The sequence below is a fragment of the Sphingomonas sp. Marseille-Q8236 genome (genome assembly GCF_965112005.1).
In genome coordinates, this window is the sequence record NZ_CBCOPO010000003.1 from 182317 (window position 1) to 198394 (window position 16078).

Here is a 16078-nt window from a genome sequence, read left to right on the forward strand (position 1 = left end):
TTTCTCACACTGCCGCGTCGAGCAGGAGCACGGTCAATGACCGCACCCCCTGTGCGCCGTGGATGAGCACGCCCTCGATGTCGGCCGTTGCGGAGGGGCCTGTATGAAAACTGGCATAGCGATGCTCGTGGAATTCCGGCCGCCGATAGGCCTCCTGAAGCGTGGGCACGATGGCAGCGGGGGCGAGTAATACGACGAGATGCTGCGCGAGATAAGCGGCAGCGTTTGTGACCAGTGCCGTGTCCGGCAGCAGCACGGAACCCGTCTCCGCCACACCGAAGCTGGCCCGCACAATCGTAATGTCCACATCGGCGAGATCACGCGGGGCTGCAACACCCATAAGATCGCGGTTGCCGCGATATTCGGGAACAGCAGAGGCGATCACCTTGGCCTGCGGGAACTGCTCCTGCAGGAAGGCATCGATGCTCTGCCCCTCGATACCGTGTCCACCCATCGCTTCGAGGTTACGGAGGAACGATGCAACCAGTCCCTCACCCGCCTCGAAAGGAAAAATCGGCAGCTCGGGCAATGGATGATCGCCCAGTGGCCGGTTCGCCCGCACCGCCGCCAGAATGTTCTCGCGCGCGCTCATGATTGGCCCTCCTTTCCGCCATTGGTTCGCTTATGCCATTGATGAAAGGTTTCCTTCGGGGCATCCGGCATGTCACGTCCGCGCGCGGTCCAGCTGTTGAGCGGATTGGCGAGCGCGAAGCTGGGCAGCACCTTGAGCGCACCGTCGGCCGCCGCGACGGCCGTGCGGTAGAGAGAGGGATGTGACAGGAGTGTGCCTGCCGCTTTCATCAGCGCCTGCTTGCCCAGGCCGATATCGTGCGTTTCCGCCAATGCCTTGCGCCACGCGAAGATCTGCTCGTGGATGTTGATTTTCACCGGACAGACATTGGTGCACGAGCCGTTGAGAGTGGAGGCAAAGGGAAGAGTCGAATAGCGCTTCCGGTTGAAGGTCGGATCGAGGATCAGGCCGATCGGCCCGGAATAGGTCGCGCCGTAGGAAAGCCCGCCCGAGCGGCGATAGACCGGACAAGTGTTCATACAGGCACCGCAACGGATGCATTTGAGGCTCTGCCAGAATTCCGGCTCGCCGAGCCGTGCGGAGCGGCCATTATCGACCAGCACGATATGCATCTCACCGCCGTTGCGGGGTCCTCGAAAATGCGAGGTATATTGGGTGATCGGCGAACCTAGCGCGGAGCGTGAAAGCAGGCGGATGAACACGCCCAGGTCGGCGATGCGCGGGATCAGCTTCTCGATCCCGATCGAGGCGATGTGGAGCGGCGGCACGTTGGCCGACAGGTCCGCATTGCCCTCGTTGGTGCAGACGACAAAGGTCCCCGTCTCGGACACCGCGAAGTTTGCGCCGGTCATGCCGGCATCCGCATCGAGAATCAGGGGGCGCGTCTTCTCGCGCTGCTGCTCGGCGAGATAGTGGACGTCGTCGTTGGCGGGATCGGTGCCGAGCTTGTCGGCGAACACTTGCGCCACATCGCTGCGCAGCTTGTGGACGGCCGGCACGACGATGTGGCTCGGCGCCTCGTCGTCGAGCTGCTGGATGCGCTCGCCGAGATCGGTCTCCACCACCTCGATGCCGACGCCGGCCATGTAATCACGCAGGCCGGTTTCCTCGGTCAGCATCGATTTGGACTTGATGAGATTCTTCGCCCCATGATCGGCAAGGATGCCATGGACGATGCGGTTGTGCTCGGCCCCATCCCGCGCCCAGTGGACGTGGATGCCGTTGGCCCGCGCCTGCGCCTCGAACTGCTTGAGATAGTCGCCAAGGTTCGATAGCGTGTGTTGCTTGATGGCCGATGCCAGCTCGCGCAGCTCCTCCCATTCGACAAGGCCGTGCATTTGCCGGTCACGCTTCTGGCGCAGGTCCCAGAGGCGTTCGTCATGCATCTCCGCATGGCGCGGCGCATCGATGAAACGCATCGCCGCCTCGTTGTGATCGACGGGCTTGCGGTGGTAAAGCTTCGCTCCGCGTGGTTGGGGCTCGGCTGCGGGCGGGCTCAACGGCCGGGATGTTCCCTCACCGTGGCTCAGCCGCTCGCCACTGGCGCTGCGTGCCGCGCCGTCATCGGCCGTGTGCAATTCCTCATGGAGCAGGGCCGGCAGACCATCCTCTGCGCGGCGCGGTTCATCCGGTCCGGTCATGCGGCATCTCCGTTCAGTACCTGGGCGATATGGCGGAACTTGAGCGGAAGTCCGAGCCGATCTGCGCAACCCTTTTGATGCAGCATGCAGGAGCTGTCGGCCGAGACGACATAGTCAGCACCGGCTTTGGCATGGTCGTGGACCTTGTCCTGCCCCATCTTGACCGAGACGGCCGGCTCGAACACGCTGAACGTGCCGCCAAACCCGCAACACTCGTCGGGTCGGGCTTTTTCGACCAGCTCCAGCCCTTTTACCATGCGCAGCAGGTCAAGCGGCTTGGAGTGTGCCGGCTCGCGCCGTTCGGACATGCTGCCATGGAAGAGACCACGCAGTGCGTTGCAGTTGTTGTGGTAGCTCACCTTGTGCGGAAATTCGGCCCAGGGGAAGCCATCCACCTTTAGCACGTCGTGGAGGAACTCGACCAGCTCATAGGTTCGCTCGCGGACGTGGCGCACCTCCTCGGTCTGCTCGATGGCCGTCATGTTGCGCCGGACTTGATGCGCGCAGCTTCCCGAGGGCACGACGACATAATCGAAGCCTGAGAAGTTGCGGACGAACAGTTCCTCGGTCGCCTTCGCCTCGGTGTGGCAGCCCGAATTGACCATGGGTTGCCCACAACAGGTCTGGTCGAAGGGGTATTCGGGATCGACACCGAACCGGCGTAGCAGGTTCAGTGTCGCGATTCCGACCTCGGGTTCGAAGGCATCGACATAACAGGGTACAAACAACGCGACACGCATGGCGCCACCTTTCAATGGAAGAGGTTGGTGGTGGCGAGATCAGTGATCTCGTCGCCCCGCCCGGACATGATGGCGCGCAGCATGTAGAGGCTGAAGCCCTTTGCCTGCGCCGCTGCGATCGTCGGCGGCATCGAGATTTCGTGGCGTGCCGTCACGACATCCACCAGCGCCGGCCCATCATGCGCGAAGGCCGCGCGCAAGGCCGGCTCCAGAGCGGCTGAATCCTCCACGCGAACGCCGTACAGTCCGATCGTCCTTGCGACCTCGGCGAAGTTGGGATTCTCCAGTGAAACATTGGTGCCGGGATAGCCGCCCGCTTTCATCTCCATCTCCACGAAGCCCAGCGTCCCATTGTTGATGACGACGATCTTGATCGGCAGCTTGAGCTGCACGGCGGTCAGCAGTTCGCCCATCAGCATGGACAGCCCGCCGTCGCCGGAGAGCGAGACGACTTGCCGGCCGGGGAACGCCCCCTGCGCGCCCAGTGCCTGCGGCATGGCGTTCGCCATCGAGCCATGGTTGAACGAACCGAGCAGGCGTCGCTTCCCGTTCATCGTGAGGTAGCGCGCCGCCCAGATCACCGGGGTGCCGACATCGGCGGTGAAGATCGCATCTTGCGCCGCCACCTTGTCGAGCGTGGCCGCGACATATTGGGGATGGAGCGGCTGCCCCGCTTTGCGGGGCTGGGCGAGATCGTCGAGGCTGGCCCGCGTCTTCGCATAATGCTGGCGCGCCTTGTCGAGAAAGGTGCGACTGCGGCCTTCCGCGATCTTCGGTGCAAGCGCCGCCGCAAACCGGCCAACATCGGCGACCACCGCCAGATCGAGCGGCACCCGCCGCCCGAGCGCGCCTGGGTCACGATCCACCTGGATCACCTTCGCCCCCGTCGGATAGAAATTTCGATAGGGAAAATCACTGCCCAGCATCAGCAGTGTGTCGCATTCCTTGAGCGCATGATAGCCCGACGAGAAGCCGATCAGTCCGGTCATGCCGACATCGCAGGGGTTGTCCCACTCGACATGCTCCTTGCCACGAAAGGCATGGACGATGGGGGCTGCGAGCCGATCGGCCAATGCCACCAGTTCGTCATGCGCTCCGGCGCAGCCCGATCCAGCAAGGATGGTGACGCGCTTGGCGCCGGACAAAATCTCCGCAGCCTGCGCGACATCCTCGGCCATGGGCTCGGGTGCCGTGACCGTGGGCAGGGCAAAGGCCGGCACGCTGTCCGTATCCACCTCGAGCAGCGATACATCCCCCGGCAGCACCAGTACCGCCACGCCGCGCCGCCCGATGGCGGTCCGCATGGCACGGTGGAGCAGTTCGGGCATCTGTTTCGGGTTGGTCACCATCTCGCAGAAATGGCTGCACTCGCGGAACAGCTCGGTCGGGTGGGTCTCTTGGAAATAACCGAGGCCGATCTCGCTCGATGGGATGTGGCTGGCGATGGCAAGCACCGGCACATGGTTGCGCTGGCAATCGAACAGACCATTGATGAGATGGAGATTGCCTGGCCCGCAACTTCCCGCGCAGACGGCGAGCTTGCCCGTCGCCGCCGCATCGGCGCCTGCCGCAAACGCGCCTGCCTCTTCGTGGCGAACATGCATGAAGATAATGCGGCCGTCCTTGCCGAGCTGCCAGTTGACCGCGTTGAGGCTGTCGCCGGTCACCCCCCATATCCGTTCGATGCCGGCATCCGCCAGCGTCCGTACCAGCATTTCAGCGATTGTGATTGCCATAGCTGTTTATCAGTCCTTAGCCGTAGCCTCACGAGTATATCATTCATTATTACGATCTTGATCCTACATATATTTGGCCAAAACTTTATGCATCAAGATACCAAATAGAATAATGTCAGTAAATCAAGTACCACAGGGACTATGTTTTTGTTCTTACGCTTGTGATCATCATGGCTGTAGGTCAGCGCATCATGCGCGCCGGTAGTTTATCGCCGTTCTCGCGCAACATCTGCTGGCCAAGCTGACTCTGGAAAGGGCCAGAACGAGGCCGAGGTTACGCACACACATCACGGGGTTCTCCTAACCAACGGTGTCCATGGCCTTTCCTTCGGCATCATGCCGCTTTCCAAGGACGGTCAGACCCGCCGCCTCCAAAGGGCTGGTGTCGCGCATGGCCACGGCAAAGCCATGTGCTACGGCGGTGGCGGCGATGTAGCCATCTTCCTTGCTGATGGCCTGGCCGGCGGCCCGCGCGCTCGCCATAGGTTTGCGAGGTGTCCAAGTCGAAGGGCAACACGCGACCCTTGAAAGCTGGCAGCACTTCACGCTCCAGGCGATCTTGGTAGACCGTGCGTCGCTTGCCGGCCGGTAAAGCCGCCATACCAAAGCGCACTTCGGCCACGGTGATCGAGGACAAGTGGAGGCTTTCAACGAGCTGGGCGTCGATCCAGGCCAGCACCTTTGGCTCGGGTGTGGGTTTCCACAGCTCGGAAAGCACGTTGGTGTTGAGAACGATCATTCATCGAAGCTCATGGGTTCGGCCAGCGTCTTGTCGCGCTCGAAGAGGGCATGCTCTGCATAGGTCAGCCCACCCGCCTCGCGGGCGATGGACACCAACAAGGAGCCGAGCTTGATCCGGCCTTCCGGTTTGGCGGCCTGTTCCAGGATGACGCGGATTACGGCCTCGGCACTTCAGCCATGCTTGGCCTCGCGCACCCGCAGCGCGCGATGCACTTCGTCGGGGACGTTGCGGATTGTGATGGATGCCACTGCTTGCACTCCATTGATGTGCTTTGAAGGAAAGCATTTTTTAGATATGCAATCAAGCTATCCCTTCACTGAGCTTACGTGACGTGTCGCGTACCTCTGTCATGGGCTATGATCGCATCGCCACTGAGGCAAGCTGGTTTGTCCACCACGACGATCATGTCGCCGTAGCGCAACCGCTTGTAGGCGGGCTAGGTGTTTAGTCCCGGCATCTGGTGGATCGGGTCGACGATGAACCGATCTGGCTCTGACGTCCAGATCTTGGCGATGTATTCGTAGGGGGTGAGGCCGCTGAGCGTCTTGAGCCGGCGGGCAAAGTTGTAGGCTGCCATGAAGTCGGCGAGGTGCGTCCGGAGCTGGTGAGCAGCCCCCACCGGGTGGTCCGGGTAGATAGTTAGTGCATTGTCGTCTCCGCCGCCATTGCCGGGCGCAGGTGGAGCGAAGCGGAACTCGAGGCCGGCAATGGCGGCGTCGCCGCTTCTGGTGCGGGTGGGCGATAGCCCAGGCTGCTATGTGGCCGGATGGTGTTGTAGTGGCGCCGCCACGCCTCGATCAGCACTCTGGCCTCGGCGAGGCTGTAGAAGATCTCTCCGTTAAGCAGCTCGTCACGCAGCGAGCCATTGAAGCTCTCGTTGTAGCCGTTCTCCCGTAAGCGTCCGGTGTTCCCCGCCTTGCTGACGAGGTGATGCGCAAGCCACAGGTGCGGCACTGTGGCAGGCACCGGTGCGGCATTATGGCGACGCGAATTATCGAGATGGTTGGGGCAGAGCCGCGGCGACGGTTCAGCGACGATGACAAGGCGCGGATCGTGTCGGAGGCGATGATGCCGGGGGCGAGCGTGCTGGACGTGGCACGGCGTCACCGGGTGTGCACGTCGCTGGTGTACCGCTGGCGACGCACGCTGCTGCGCGACGGGGTCGCAAGCGAAGCTTTGCCCTTGCCGGGCGCGGCGTTCGTGCCGGTCGAGGTGGCGAACGTGCCCATGGCGCCGCAGCCGGAGCCGCTCGGACCGGGTGTGGTGGAGGTGGTCGGCCCGGCCGGGCAGCGCATCCGCCTGGCACCTCCCATCGACGCGCGGGTGCTGAAGGCCGTGCTGGCCGGGTTCGCTTGATCGGGCCGCCGAGCGGCGTCCGGGTGTATCTGGCGGCCGGGGTCACGGACATGCGCAAGGGTTTCGACGGACTGGCGGCGCTGGTGCAGCAGCGGCTGCGCCAGGATCCGTTCGGGGGTGCGGTGTACGCCTTCCGGGGCAGGCGCGGCGATCTGGTCAAGCTGCTGTGGTGGGATGGTCAGGGCCTCGTCCTCCATGCCAAGCGTCTGGAGCGTGGTCGGTTCACCTGGCCGACGACCGCGGACGGCGTCGCAGTGCTGACCCCGGCGCAGTTGTCGATGCTGCTCGAAGGGGTGGACTGGCGGCATCCGATCCGGTCCTCGCAGCCGACCCTGGCCTGGTAAAAAGCACGGTTTCCTGCGGCTTTCGCGTGTATCGGCACGACTGTTCTGGTATAAGCAGGCGTGTCGCCCGATGCCGCCTCGCTGCCCGACGATATCGCCCTCCTGAAGGCCATGCTCATTGCTGTCGGCGCCGAGCTGGAGCAGTTGCGGATGCAGGTCGCGCGGCTGCGGCGCATGGCCTTCGGCCGTTCGTCGGAGAAATTGACGCATCAGGCTGACCAGCTGGAACTAGGGTTGGAGGAACGCGAGGCGGAAGCCGCCACGGCGGCGATGCCGGTGGCCACCCGGAGACGGGAGACCGCCAAGCCGTATCGACAGCCGCTGCCCGACCATTTGCCCCGCACCGAGGTCGTGCATGACGCACCGTGCGTATGCCCCGACTGCGGTGGTGCCATGCGGCGTATGGGTGAGGACGTCACGGAGCAGCTCGACTATGTGCCCGCCTCATTCCGGGTCGTGCGCCACGTCCGGCCGCGGCTGAGCTGTCGGTCATGCGAGCGCATCGTGCAGGCGCCGCTGCCGTCCATGCCCATCGAGCGGGGTCGGCCCGGTGCCGGGCTGCTCGCACATGTGCTGGTGTCCAAATACGCCGACCATCTGCCGCTCTATCGCCAGTCGGGCATCTACGCGCGCCAGGGCGTCGACCTTGCCCGCTCCACCCTCGCCGACTGGGTCGGGCGCTCGGCCGCGCTCCTCGACCCGCTGGTCGACGCGCTCGAGCGCCACGTCATGGGTGGCGTAACCCTCCACGCCGACGACACGCCCGTGCCGGTTCTGGCCCCCGGCGCCGGTCGCACCAGGACGGGCCGGCTGTGGACCTATGTGCGCGACGAGCGCGGGGCTGGCGGCGAGGCCCCGCCTGCCGTGCTGTTTCGCTACGCGCCCGACCGCAAGGGCGAACGCCCCGTCGCGCACTTGCGAACATTCCAGGGCGATCTGCACGCCGATGGCTATGCCGGGTTCGACAGGCTCTATGGCGAGCGCATCGCAGAGGTAGCCTGTTGGGCGCATGTCAGGCGCAAGTTCTTCGACGTCCATGCCGCAACCGGCTCCGCCACGGCCCGCGAGGCGCTGGACCATATCGCCAGCCTCTATGCGGTCGAACAGGACGTGCGCGGTCGGCCCCCGGACGAGCGACGACACGTACGCCAGACCAGAGCTGGACCGCTGCTCGATGCGTTCCGTCAGTGGCTCGACGCGACCGGACCGAAGCTGTCCCGACGCTCCGACCTCGCGGTCGCCATCCGCTATGCGCTCGCCCGCTGGACGGCGCTTACCCGCTATGCGGACGATGGCCGCCTTGAGATCGACAACAATGCCGCCGAGCGCTCGTTGCGCGGTATTGCCGTCGGTCGCAAGAACTGGCTGTTCGCCGGCTCCGACCAGGGCGGCCACCGCGCCGCCGGCATCTACAGCCTTGTGGAAACCGCCAGGCTCAACGACGTCGACCCCGAGGCATGGCTGACCGACACCATCAGCCGCATCGCCGACCATCCAGCCCGCCAGATCAATGAACTGCTGCCGTGGAACTACCGTCCCGCCTGACGCGACGCCTTCACCGGACGCTTACGTTCTCCCACGGCGAGCCTGGCGTGATGTAGAGCGTGTTCACGCCGATCTGCCCAAGCCATTTCTGGACTGCGGTGGCGATGAACTCGCTGCCGTTGTCCGATTTGATATGGGCAGGCGGGCCCCGGTCAATGAACAGCTCGGCCAGGGCCGCCAGCACATCTTCGTGGCGAAGCTGACGGGCGACCATTAGCGCCAGGCACTCGCGGCTGGCCTCGTCGATGATCGTGAGGATGCGAAACTTGCGCCCGTCATGCGTCCGTGCCTCGACAAAGTCGTACGCCCAGATGTGCCCGGGATATTCCGGCCGCAGCCGAATACACGAGCCATCGTTCAACCACAGCCGACCACGTTTCGGCTGTCGCTGAGGCACCTTCAGCCCCTCGCGCCGCCAGATCCGTTCCACCCGTTTGTGGTTCACCGACCAGCCGGCCGCATGCAGCAGTGCGGTTACCCGGCGATAGCCGTAGCGCCCGTACTGCCTGGCCAGCGGGACGATGTCGTCGGTCAGCGCCTCCTCGTCATCTGCCCCACACGGCACTTTGCGCTGCGTCGACCGATGCTGCCCGAGGACGCGGCACACCCGTCGCTCGGACACATCCAACACCTCACGCACCTGGTCGATGCACCGCCGGCGCCGTGCGGGGCTCAGAAGTTTCCCCGCGCCGCCTCTTGCAGGATCAGCTTGTCCAATGTCAGGTCCGAGATCGCGCGACGCAGCCGCAGGTTCTCCTTCTCCAGATCCTTCATCCGCCGCGCCTGATCCGTCTTCAGACCACCATATTCCTTGCGCCATCGGTAATAGGTCTGCTCGCTGACTGCGATGCGCCGGCATGCCTCGGCCGTCGTGCCGCCCTGGCCCAGCATGATCTCAACCTCACGCAGCTTGCCGATGATCTCCTCGGGCTTGTGCTTCTTCGCTGGCATTCGTCGTCCCTTCCTCGATCCAGACTGTCATAGTCGATGGACCACTCAGAAGGGGGCAGCTCAACGTCCTGTGCTGCCGCGCCGGCAGCGATTGGCATCAGCGATGCCGCGATTATTGTCGCGCGTGCCATCTCGAACCCTGCCCAGCCCCCGATCATCGTCAATTCTGTCATCCCGGCCATACGCGGCAATCGACGAACCACGACCGCGATGATCCTGTTCTATTGATGATCGAGACGATCCGCGACGGCAAGATCGGCCGGGGTGGGCGGCGTCTTGCGCCACGAACCAGTGCGTCCCCGCTCGACGCCATAGGCGTACAGGCGTCGCATGTAGGTCGTCTCGAACAGGCGGTCGCTGGGTGCGACGTCGTTCCCGATGAACGTCAAGTTCCAGTCGATGCCGTGGCGATGCGCGTAGACGTAGCTGGTTTCCGCCAGTGTCAGCAGCGCTGCCTGCTGGTTGAGCGCGAAGGCGCGCTTCAGGATCGGGACGAGCCGCGGCGTCACCATCTGAAAATCGCCGCCAAGCCTGCTGTTCATCAACAGGTAGACGTGCAGCCGGGCGGCGTCCCCGATCGGCGCGTCGCTGACCGCGAGCTGCGGCGGGATTGCGAGGATGCCAGCGGTCGTCCCGCCATCGGCATGAAGCTCGCGTACGGGCGCCCCGTTGCTGGACGCGTCGATCACCACCGGGGGAAACACCACAGGAATGGACGACGATGCCAGCAATACCCGCCGGAACAGCTCGACCTTGTCCGGCAACATGCTGGCGGCGATTGCCCCCATATCCCAGATCACGCTGCGTTGCGCGTCGAGATTGGCGGTGGCGACGAACAGGCGGCGCCCCTTGGCCTGCTCCTCCGCGATGCGCGCTACAAGTTCCGGTGTCACCTCACGTGCGATCAGTTTCGCAAGCGGTGCGGTGGAGGCGACACTGGTCGATCCCGGTATCGCAAGTGGGAAGCGGGGATGGAAGATGTCCCTTGCGGATACGCTGGTGTAAAACCGGGCGATCGATGCATCGCCTTCCTTGCCCAGAAAGGCAAAGGGAGCGATCAATGCCCCGGTGCTGACCCCGGTGACAACGCTGAACTCCGGACGCGTGCCGCTCTGCGTCCAGCCGTTGAGCACACCGGCGCCATAGGCACCCTCGTCAGCACCACCCGAAAGGGCCAGCATCGTTACTGGCTGCCCGGCCGGCACATCGGGTCGCATCCGCTGCGCGGCATCCGGCAGATCCGCCCAGAAACGGACCTCCGGCGCACCGGCAATAGCGGCCGCGGCACTTTGCGCCCCGGTGAACGGCACGCGCTCCACCGTGGTACATCCACTGACAAACGCCATTGCGGCTATCGTAACGGCGCGGAGGATCTGTCTGGTCATCGCATGGCTCCACTAGCCGTAGTTGCTTCAGTGTCACGAAGATAGAAATGCTGAGCAAGATCGGGACGAATACGCACAAGTTGCCTGGACCCGCGATCGATGCACACCAGCGTAGACTCAACTATGGCAACGTCTTCGCCGTTTCGCTCGAAGCGAGTTTCAAAGTGGGCACGACATCCTTGATGACCAATGACGCGCACTACGGCGACGATCAGATCGTGCAGCACGGCGGGCCTGTGATAGACCACGTCATGACGGTGCGCGATCCAGGCGAGCGTCTCTACCTGTTCTGGCGGCGCGGTCTTGCGCCAATAGGCGTTGACCGCTTCTTGCATCCACATGAGATAGATGGCGTTGTTCACATGATCGAGATCGTCGATCGCTCCCGGACCGACCCTGATCGGATGCCGATATTCAACGTAGCGGCCCGGACCATGGTCAGGCATCTCAGTTCCACGATCCTGCCGCGATCCATCGCAAAGCGGTGAGCGAAGGCATGAACATATATTCGCCGCCACGCAGCCGGTTGTACGTGGTGACACCGTCTATACGGCGACGAACCGGCTCGGCAGGCACGGTGAAGCGTCCGGGTTCCTCATGCAGGCCGACCACAGGATCACGCTCCTTCCCCAGGTCGATGAAATTACCGCGATTGATCCATTCCTGCTGCAGAAACTCGATCGTGTCGAACGCACGTGCCGAGATGAAGATGAAGAAGATGCCGCGATCGTTCTCGCCATCGTCGGCAGCAGTCAGGTCGGCCGACCATTTCGGACCGAAGGTGGAAGAGCGGCGGATGATCCGGTGGATGTTTTCGTCGGTCAGGATCGTCAGTCGCTCACCGCGCGGATTGAGGCGGCGCATGTGCGCGCCATGCGGACAGACAATTCCCGCCTTGTCGCCCGAGAAATCAAAGTCGTTGCGCCGGGCCGGATCGGCGCCCAGCTCTTCGTCGTCGCGGGTCGGCGACAGGATCAGCGGTGCCCCCGATCGCCAGCGGCCGAACATCTTGGCGGCCAGCAGCTCCTGCGCCGCCTCATCGTTTGCCTGGCCGCGCACGAAATCGTTGAATGCGCCCGGTCGACTGTCATACTTGCGCAGCACGACATAGGAACCGTTCCGCCCCAGCGCGTCAGGCTGCGGTATCTCCAGCGGCGCTCCCGTTTCGCTGTCCTCGCCCAGGATGAACTCGCCCGGCGCGATCGCGCGCTCCTGCCCCGGCTGTGGATCGACCCCGGCACCCGCGACGGTCGGCTGCGACACCGAGTCACGAAAGCCGAACGGGTTCTTGGCATCCGCATCGGCTCCGAAACGATGTGTTCCGATCAGCGTCACGCCGCTCGATGCATGATATTCGGACATTGCCCGGTCGGTGGCTTCGTCAAGCCGGGCCTGATCCGAAGCGAAGATGGTGAGCGCGATGTGGCAGCGATTGTCGCGATACGCCTCCTCCCATTGCTCGGGAGCATTCTCTCCCGCGTCACGCAGCTGCTCGGCGCGCGCCGCCATTCCCTGACGAAACGACAGAGGAAAGCTGGCGAGCGAGCCTTCGGGCACCCCAAGCGCCTTCAGACCCGCGTGACTGATCGCCACACCGGTCCATGCCGTCAGCTCTTCGGTCCAGTCTGCTGCGGCAGGGATATGCGGCGCGAGCCTTCGCAGGAGATCGCGGCCACCCGCGGCGTCGTCGACGTGAAGCATTGCGTGAATGCCGACATACGGTTCAGGCCGCGCGCGCAGGATCAACGCCTGAATGTCGTCCAGCTGCAGCGTCACGCGGTCAGGGCGGAAGCGGTCCTTGAGGTGCTGGAGGATACCCATCAGTAATCCACTCCGTGCGGCACCGACACCTGCTTGGACAGCAGGGCCAGCGCGTCCCGTGTCGCGGGGTCCACAGCGGTGTTGCCGGCCATTGTATCGAGGAAGGCATCGAGCGCCGTCTCCATCCGCTGCAGCCGCCGCACGTCCACAACCGTCACCTGCGGGTTGGCGACGAACCAACCGGCCGCGTCGATCTGGTGATCGGCGATGAAATCCTTCACGTCAGGCGAGGCAATCCCCGGCCACCCTTCGACATTGGCGAACAAGAGATCCATCAGGTCAGGGATCTTGGTCGCGAAGTCGTTGATATAGGTATCCCAGTCACCGTCGTACGCCGTAGCGAACAGGATGCGCGTGTCGTCGTCGAACAAGACGAAACGCATGTCATGCAGCGTCGAAACTTTCTGGGCGCCGTCGAAATTGCCGCCGGTCAGGTTGAAGATGCGACGCAGCCGGTCGCCGCCGCCAGGCTTGAGTTTGGCGATTGCAGTCAGTTCGGACACATTGCCCGATTGCCGGCCGGCCCGGCCCGCCGACCCGGCGGTGCCCTTGAACAGAGGGTTGTGGTTGCGGATCAAGCCTTCGATCGCGATCCTGGCCAGCGTGGGGGCATCGGCGGCGATTTCTGCGGCGAGGCGACGGAACTCTTGCAGACGGGTTTCGTCATCAAGCCTGGGATCTTTACTGTCGGCCATGAACGGCTCCTTCTGGTTCGGATCAGTCCGGAATTTCATCAAGCGAGCGTGGTTCGCGCCGAGCCACGGCATTCAGCCTGTGCCGCTGGCTGGAGGACGATTCATACGCTGCCTTGCGGATTCGCATGATGCCGCCGAGCGGCCGATGCGCCGCGACCCCGTTCCACGGGTTGAAGGCGAGATGGTCGTCGCCATGCACCTGTCTGGCCGGGGCATAGGCATCCTGGGGAGGGAAGGTCAGCGTTGCGATCGCGCGATGCGGTGAAAGGGCAGGATCCCACAGGACCGCCGCGTCCTCGACCGGCATTGTATCCGGGTCGACGCATAGCTGCGCGCGTAATTCGTAGGTGGCGCCGGCGTGCCGGAAATGGTCGACTACCGCGTCACGCATGGTCGAGAAGCCCGCCTCGACCTGCCGTCCGGTCAGTTCGGCCACCCCCCCGACCGGCGCCAGCGACAGTTTCGCAACATGATCGCCGTAGCGGATTGCCGCCTGCGTATAAAATGTCTCGCCCAGCATGTTCGCATGGTCGCGCGCCAGTCCGTCAAGCGTGGCATTAGGGCTGACGCCTAGCGCCTCCACAGCGTCCTTCACGCCACGCGCGGCAGCGGCGATCAGCCGCTGCGCCGCCTCAGGCGCGTCCGCGTTCTTTTCAAGCAGACCCAGCATGACCTTGTATTTGGCGATCGTACCAAAGGCGAGCGTTGGAAAATTGACCATCAGGAAATCCTGATTGGCCCCCCCGAGGGTGGGTGACAGGCGCTCGCCCCCAACGCCGATGACCTTGACCGCAAAGCCGCGCGGGGCCGGCACTGCATCGCTGTGAATATCACCCGGCGCCGATGACAGTCGAGCTACGATCTCATGTTCGCCAGGGTGGGCGAAGATGCCCTGCGCCAATTCGGCAGGCAGATCCTGATGGACTGTCATCCGCCCTTTCAGGATCGCATGGCTCTTCGCATGTGCGTCTCGGTGCGCATGATGATGCCGCTCTGCGTGAGCAGCCTGTGTCGCCGCCATTCGAGCCACGATCTCACGCGTCAGCGCAGCTTCCTCGGGCTGCTCGATTTCGAGATCGTCGCGATAGGCGATGGGGCGGCGGGTGGTCACGGATGACGGCTTTCATTGAGGCGGGCGTCATTAACATATCAAGCGATATATTAGTTGCAATACCTGTGTGGCTGTTGCTCTTGACGCCAACGGGCTGCATCTGGTGTCGGTGGATTATGAGACGACACCGACGACGCAGACGGTACCACGCCGCAGGAAGCGTCCCGAGATGCGGATGGAGACGCGGACACGACTGCTCGACGCCGCGATAGGGCTGATCGTTGCAGGAGGGGTCGCAGCCGCCTCGATTCGAGGCATCTGCGAACGCGCCGGCTTTTCGCAGGGCGCATTCTATTCGTATTTCGCCAGCAAGGACGATCTTCTCTTCACGCTGGTCGAAGAGCATATGGCGAACCTCGCAAGAAAGTTCGACATGTTGGTGGCAGACACCCGGTATCAAACGGCGGAAGCCATCCTGGATACGATCGGTGCCAGTCTGGATGCCTTGTCCGTCGACGCCAGCTATTCGGTTCTGGTGGTCGAACTTCACCTTCACGCACGTCGCAACGCTGCGTTCCGTGCTCGCTTCGAACCGGTCAAGATCGCGTACGAGTCCGCTTTCGCCGGTGTAATGTCCCATCTGCTACGACGTACCGGCCTGACGCCGGTCATACCGAGCATTCAACTGGCGCGCATCCTTCTTTCGCTGTGGTCCGGTTTGACCCTTCAGGAAAGCAGCGATCCCCCTCCCTCTATACAAATGCGACATGTGTTCGCTGCGCTCGCGCAAGATTGATCGATGCCGCCCGGCAGGATAGTCAACGTTGCCGATGCGGTTGGGGGCGGTACCGCGGAGATGGCTGCCTTAGGAAGTCGCGGTGGCGGCCAAAGTAAGTGCCAGTCGCAAAAGGCTCATGATGCTATCTCCTAGGCATATTTTTACGAACGCTCCCGAAGTGGACAGACCCTCAGTTCCGCGATGCCAAGCAATCACTGAGGAATCTGTCGATCACTGCGCGGTAGGCCGTGGCGGCGAACGGCGCCTCAATCGAATGGCCGATCGCTGCAGGCAGTTCCCGGATCCCGTCGCACTGAAGCATTGGCTTTATGGCGGCAAGATCGCCGCGCAGCACCGCGAAATCGCCCGAGGCATGGACGATGCGAACGTTTTCGTGTGGGCCGGGTCCGATCAGAGCAGCAATGTCTCGATCCTCGCTGCCAGCGAAATAATCGAGCAATGCCCTATCGAAAGCCTGCTGTCGTCAGTCTGAATCCGACACTCGCGAAGGTCCGGCCGCAGGTGAAGTCATTCCTCTCTCGAAGCCAGTTGCTCGCCGCGAACACACGCGAGCGAATGTCGCTCCCGCAAGACACGAATGGCGCTGACGGCGGCATATTGGGAACGGGAGTGAACTGGGCCTCTGGATCGGGGAGGGCCATGGTTTCCCCCGCAATGATCAACCTCCGGGTGCCGGCACCCGCAGTGTCATGTGCCCACGCCTGCGCCGGCTGCCCGCGATCCGCCGCGCGGCGCCAGTGT

General features: G+C 63.5%; 16 protein-coding genes and 3 pseudogenes. 5 read left to right on the top strand and 14 right to left on the bottom strand.

Annotated features, from left to right (window positions below):
• Window positions 1-4: 4 nt before the first annotated feature.
• The 8 genes and pseudogenes from ACWPWT_RS19880 to ACWPWT_RS19915 form a co-directional block, all read right to left on the bottom strand.
• Complete coding sequence (locus ACWPWT_RS19880; RefSeq protein ID WP_039248839.1) at window positions 5-592, bottom strand: LutC/YkgG family protein; 588 nt, start codon at window positions 590-592, stop codon at window positions 5-7.
• Window positions 589-2241: a lactate utilization protein B gene (locus ACWPWT_RS19885; protein WP_454281068.1), complete on the bottom strand. Its 1653-nt coding sequence runs from the start codon at window positions 2239-2241 to the stop codon at window positions 589-591. Before ACWPWT_RS19885 ends, ACWPWT_RS19880 begins: the two co-directional genes overlap by 4 nt.
• A complete protein-coding gene (locus tag ACWPWT_RS19890) occupies window positions 2169-2912 on the bottom strand; it encodes a (Fe-S)-binding protein (RefSeq protein WP_039248845.1) in 744 nt (247 codons plus the stop codon). Before ACWPWT_RS19890 ends, ACWPWT_RS19885 begins: the two co-directional genes overlap by 73 nt.
• An 11-nt stretch (window positions 2913-2923) precedes the next feature.
• A complete protein-coding gene (gene poxB / locus ACWPWT_RS19895; protein ID WP_039248848.1) occupies window positions 2924-4648 on the bottom strand; it encodes a ubiquinone-dependent pyruvate dehydrogenase in 1725 nt (574 codons plus the stop codon).
• Window positions 4649-4982: 334 nt separating this feature from the next.
• Window positions 4983-5387, bottom strand: coding sequence for a PIN domain-containing protein (locus tag ACWPWT_RS19900; protein ID WP_454281069.1), 405 nt, complete (start codon window positions 5385-5387; stop codon window positions 4983-4985).
• Window positions 5388-5560: 173 nt separating this feature from the next.
• Window positions 5561-5647, bottom strand: a complete 87-nt coding sequence (locus tag ACWPWT_RS19905; protein WP_419790021.1) for a FitA-like ribbon-helix-helix domain-containing protein — start codon at window positions 5645-5647, stop codon at window positions 5561-5563.
• A gap of 179 nt (window positions 5648-5826) precedes the next feature.
• Window positions 5827-5994, bottom strand: a pseudogene (locus ACWPWT_RS19910) (IS481 family transposase); the annotation flags it as partial.
• A gap of 35 nt (window positions 5995-6029) precedes the next feature.
• Window positions 6030-6281, bottom strand: a pseudogene (locus ACWPWT_RS19915) (integrase core domain-containing protein); the annotation flags it as partial.
• An 87-nt stretch (window positions 6282-6368) separates the two neighbouring features.
• Between ACWPWT_RS19915 and tnpA the strand changes: the two are divergent.
• From tnpA to tnpC, 3 genes are all read left to right on the top strand, one after another.
• Window positions 6369-6746: an IS66-like element accessory protein TnpA gene (tnpA, locus tag ACWPWT_RS19920; RefSeq protein ID WP_171007704.1), complete on the top strand. Its 378-nt coding sequence runs from the start codon at window positions 6369-6371 to the stop codon at window positions 6744-6746.
• Window positions 6743-7090: an IS66 family insertion sequence element accessory protein TnpB gene (gene tnpB / locus ACWPWT_RS19925; RefSeq protein ID WP_137788475.1), complete on the top strand. Its 348-nt coding sequence runs from the start codon at window positions 6743-6745 to the stop codon at window positions 7088-7090. Before tnpA ends, tnpB begins: the two co-directional genes overlap by 4 nt.
• A gap of 111 nt (window positions 7091-7201) precedes the next feature.
• A complete protein-coding gene (gene tnpC, locus ACWPWT_RS19930) occupies window positions 7202-8635 on the top strand; it encodes an IS66 family transposase (protein ID WP_137788476.1) in 1434 nt (477 codons plus the stop codon).
• 25 nt (window positions 8636-8660) lie between these two features.
• Here tnpC and ACWPWT_RS19935 read toward each other — a convergent pair.
• The 6 genes and pseudogenes from ACWPWT_RS19935 to ACWPWT_RS19960 all read right to left on the bottom strand — a co-directional run.
• Window positions 8661-9586, bottom strand: a pseudogene (locus tag ACWPWT_RS19935) (IS3 family transposase); the annotation flags it as partial.
• A gap of 221 nt (window positions 9587-9807) precedes the next feature.
• Entirely contained in the window at window positions 9808-10971 is a 1164-nt protein-coding gene (locus ACWPWT_RS19940) for a patatin-like phospholipase family protein (protein ID WP_454281070.1), read from the bottom strand.
• Window positions 10968-11417 carry an acyl-CoA thioesterase gene (locus tag ACWPWT_RS19945; protein WP_069319930.1) on the bottom strand — a complete coding sequence of 150 codons (450 nt, stop codon included), beginning with the start codon at window positions 11415-11417 and terminating at the stop codon, window positions 10968-10970. The genes ACWPWT_RS19940 and ACWPWT_RS19945 overlap by 4 nt, the downstream gene beginning before the upstream one ends.
• 1 nt (window position 11418) lies before the next feature.
• Entirely contained in the window at window positions 11419-12792 is a 1374-nt protein-coding gene (locus ACWPWT_RS19950) for a Dyp-type peroxidase (RefSeq protein WP_273691596.1), read from the bottom strand.
• Window positions 12792-13487, bottom strand: coding sequence for a hypothetical protein (locus ACWPWT_RS19955; protein WP_114688831.1), 696 nt, complete (start codon window positions 13485-13487; stop codon window positions 12792-12794). The genes ACWPWT_RS19950 and ACWPWT_RS19955 overlap by 1 nt, the downstream gene beginning before the upstream one ends.
• 22 nt (window positions 13488-13509) lie before the next feature.
• Entirely contained in the window at window positions 13510-14598 is a 1089-nt protein-coding gene (locus tag ACWPWT_RS19960) for a catalase family protein (RefSeq protein WP_298279778.1), read from the bottom strand.
• Between the two features lie 67 nt (window positions 14599-14665).
• Here ACWPWT_RS19960 and ACWPWT_RS19965 point away from each other — a divergent pair, with 67 nt between their 5' ends.
• Together ACWPWT_RS19965 and ACWPWT_RS19970 are read left to right on the top strand one after the other, a co-directional pair.
• Window positions 14666-15334, top strand: a complete 669-nt coding sequence (locus ACWPWT_RS19965; RefSeq protein WP_066693440.1) for a TetR/AcrR family transcriptional regulator — start codon at window positions 14666-14668, stop codon at window positions 15332-15334.
• Between the two features lie 256 nt (window positions 15335-15590).
• Window positions 15591-15809, top strand: coding sequence for a hypothetical protein (locus ACWPWT_RS19970; protein ID WP_116732697.1), 219 nt, complete (start codon window positions 15591-15593; stop codon window positions 15807-15809).
• Window positions 15810-16078: the final 269 nt, after the last annotated feature.